The sequence below is a fragment of the Staphylococcus simiae genome, assembly GCF_002902085.1.
GTDB classification, from domain to species: Bacteria; Bacillota; Bacilli; order Staphylococcales; family Staphylococcaceae; genus Staphylococcus; species Staphylococcus simiae.
On sequence record NZ_PPQR01000097.1, the window covers coordinates 1 to 3,246 of the forward strand.

Annotated in this window: 4 protein-coding genes; 3 read left to right on the forward strand and 1 reads right to left on the reverse strand. The window is 30.2% G+C overall.

Annotated features, from left to right (window positions below):
- The first annotated feature begins 335 nt into the window (after positions 1-335).
- Genes rsgA through CD113_RS10895 form a run of 3 tightly spaced genes read left to right on the forward strand, consistent with a single transcriptional unit; the run spans position 336 to position 2,506 of the window.
- Positions 336-1,211 carry a ribosome small subunit-dependent GTPase A gene (gene rsgA / locus CD113_RS10885; RefSeq protein WP_002464552.1) on the forward strand — a complete coding sequence of 292 codons (876 nt, stop codon included), beginning with the start codon at positions 336-338 and terminating at the stop codon, positions 1,209-1,211.
- Positions 1,212-1,859: a ribulose-phosphate 3-epimerase gene (rpe, locus tag CD113_RS10890; protein WP_002464551.1), complete on the forward strand. Its 648-nt coding sequence runs from the start codon at positions 1,212-1,214 to the stop codon at positions 1,857-1,859. It begins immediately after the preceding gene.
- A 2-nt stretch (positions 1,860-1,861) separates the two neighbouring features.
- Complete coding sequence (locus tag CD113_RS10895; protein ID WP_002464550.1) at positions 1,862-2,506, forward strand: thiamine diphosphokinase; 645 nt, start codon at positions 1,862-1,864, stop codon at positions 2,504-2,506.
- A gap of 362 nt (positions 2,507-2,868) precedes the next feature.
- On the opposite strand, the gene rpmB is transcribed toward CD113_RS10895, so the two are convergent.
- The gene (gene rpmB / locus CD113_RS10900) at positions 2,869-3,057 is read right to left on the reverse strand and encodes a 50S ribosomal protein L28 (protein ID WP_000517908.1); all 189 of its coding nucleotides are present in this window, start codon (positions 3,055-3,057) and stop codon (positions 2,869-2,871) included.
- Positions 3,058-3,246 lie beyond the last annotated feature (189 nt).

Consider the following 3,246-nt stretch of genomic DNA (forward strand, 5'->3'; position numbering starts at 1 on the left):
TTCAAAATGTTGATAAATCAACGTTTTAAAAACCTAGTCAGTCTTGCCGGGGTGGGATTACGAAATAAATTTTATAGAAAATTTATTTCTGTCCCACTGCCAATTAGTTATTAAAAACTAAAAAAAGATTCTTAACGTAGGAAAATTCAAACACCAAAAATGTGTTACTACATTCTACAAGGATGTAAGACGAGCAATCATAATTAATGGCTAGATTTGTTAGGATTTATAACTTGAAAAGTAAGTATTAATTAATTTTAAAAAATGTGAATGATATATAAATAATCGATACTTTGATATAATAAACTAAGTTAATAAAAACGAGAGGTGTCACAGTGAAAACAGGTCGTATTGTAAAATTGATTAGTGGTGTATATCAAGTTGATGTTGAAAGTATTCGCTTTAATACTAAACCACGTGGTCTATTTAGAAAGAATAAATTTTCACCTATAGTAGGAGATATCGTTGATTTTGATGTCCAAAATGTTAACGAAGGTTATATACACCATGTTCATCCGCGTAATAATGAGTTGAAAAGACCGCCTGTGAGTAATATTGATACACTAGTGGTCGTTATGAGTGCGGTAGAACCGAATTTTTCAACACAATTATTAGATAGATTTCTAGTTATTGCTCACTCCTATGATTTAACTGCAAGAATATTAGTGACTAAAAAAGATCTAGCTTCGTCTAAACAAGTGGAAGAAATTAATCAGTTATTGGATATTTATAATAAAATTGGCTATCAAACTGAATTTGTAGGTGACGGTGATGATAGAAAGACATTAGTTGATCATTGGCCGCCAGGTTTGATTGTTTTAAGTGGACAATCTGGAGTTGGTAAATCAACATTGTTGAATCAATATATGCCCGAATTAAAGCTTGAAACTAACGACATTTCTAAATCTCTGAATCGTGGTAAACATACGACAAGACATGTAGAATTATTTGAACGTCATAATGGCTTTATCGCAGATACTCCAGGTTTTAGTGCCTTAGATTTTGATCATATCGATAAAGATGATGTGAAGCATTACTTTTTAGATTTAAATTATTATGGCGAACAATGTAAGTTTAGAAATTGTAATCATATTAAAGAACCACATTGTAATGTAAAAAAAGCACTTGAAGATGGGGATATTGCACAATTTAGATATGAGCATTATTTACAATTATTTAATGAAATTTCAAATAGAAAGGTAAGATATTAAATGACAAAACTATACCCTTCACTTTTATCAGCTGATTTTGCGAATTTAAAAGATGAACTTGATTACTTAGCGGAAGCTGGTGTTGATGGTCTTCATTTTGATGTTATGGATGGTCAATTTGTACCTAACATTTCAATCGGAATACCAATTTTAGATGCAGTGCGCCAACATTCATCATTACCAATTGATGTACATTTAATGATTGAAAACCCTGAGCAATATATTAAATTATTTGCGGAACATGGAGCGGATTTAATTTCTGTCCATGTTGAAGCTACACCTCATATTCATAGAGCGGTACAACTTATTAAACAGCATAATAAAAAAGCAGGTGTCGTGATTAATCCTGGTACACCTGTATCTTTAATTAAACCTATTTTAGACCTTGTAGATTACATCTTAGTTATGACTGTCAATCCAGGTTTTGGTGGACAACAATTTATAACAAGCTGTGTTGATAAAATTGCTGAGCTAAGTCAATTAAAGCAACAACACGGTTTCACATATGATATTGAAGTTGACGGTGGAGTTAATTTGGAAACAGCAAAATTATGCGTAGAGAACGGAGCGACTATGTTAGTAACAGGATCATTTTTCTTTAAGCAACAAAGTTATAAAGATATCACTCAACAATTGAAAGGTGAATAACTATGCATATCAATCTTTTATGCTCTGATCGATTTTTACCAAAAGATTTATTGTCGTCAAGACATGAAGATAAATGGGCTGGTGTAGATAGAGGTGCATTAATTTTATTAGAGCATGATATAACACCATTTTTTTCAGTTGGAGATTTCGATTCTGTAAATGAAGTAGAAAGAAAATTATTGCAAGAACAATTGAACATTAAGCCTGTTAAAGCTGAAAAAGCAGATACTGATTTGGCGCTTGCTGTTGAAAAGGCAGTAGCATTAGGATTTGATGAAATTACGGTATATGGAGCAACAGGTGGCAGATTGGATCATTTTTTCGGTGCAGTACAATTATTATTGAAACAAGCATATTATCAACATAACATTATGATTGAATTAGTTGATTGTCAAAATAAAATAAGGCTATTACCGACTGGCGAACATCATATTCAATTAATTAAGAAATATCCTTATATTTCGTTTATACCAATGTCTGATAATGTACTGTTGTCTTTAACTGGTTTTAAATATAATTTACACCGACAATTACTAAATCTAGGATCGACTTTAACCATTTCTAATGAAGTTGAACAAGATAATGCAATTATTAATGTACATCAAGGTTTGTTATTACAAATAAGAAGTACAGATTTAAATAATTAAAATATTAATTAAAAAATGTGGAACAGAGGTGTTTTAAATCAACGCACTTACTGTTCCACTTTTTAAATCTTACTAATACAAATACTTTCAATTTTTGAAATGATTAATCAAATATAGATAGAAAGTAATGAAAATTTACGCTCTCTAACAAATGGGATTGATGTATAAAATTTTTTTAGAAGTTAAACGGATATTTATTGTTTAGCTTCTTTTTTATTTTGGTTTTCCAATAAATCGGACTCATTTTTGACAGACGTGCGGTTGTTATAAAACTATAAACAAAAAAAGAACTTAAAGGATGCCTTTAAGTTCTTATAAATGATGCCTCCACATAAGGATCATTTTAATGTGCAATATATTTATTAAACTCTAGTTACTTTACCAGATTTTAAAGCACGTGCAGAAACCCAAACTTTTTTAGGTTTACCGTCAACTAGAATTCTAACTTTTTGAAGGTTAGCGTTCCATCTACGTTTAGTAGAGTTTAAAGCGTGTGAACGTCTGTTACCAGTCGAAGCTTTACGACCTGTTACGAAACATTGTTTACCCATATGAGTACCTCCTTTAATAAATATAAATACACATAACTACTTATATACTTAAATAACATAGCATAATTTACTTAAAAAAACAAATAAATTTTTCGTTAAAAGTCAACTTTGGTCTATATTATGATATAATTGTAGACTGTGAAGTGATATAGTATGATATTTAAAAGTATTAATAAAGTATTTTGTGTC

What these genes read in the sequence shown, in the direction of transcription:
- rpmB (WP_000517908.1), bottom strand. Translation starts at nt 3,057, where the DNA reads ATGGGTAAACAATGTTTCGTAACAGGTCGTAAAGCTTCGACTGGTAAC.
- rpe (WP_002464551.1), top strand. Translation starts at nt 1,212, where the DNA reads ATGACAAAACTATACCCTTCACTTTTATCAGCTGATTTTGCGAATTTA.
- CD113_RS10895 (WP_002464550.1), top strand. Translation starts at nt 1,862, where the DNA reads ATGCATATCAATCTTTTATGCTCTGATCGATTTTTACCAAAAGATTTA.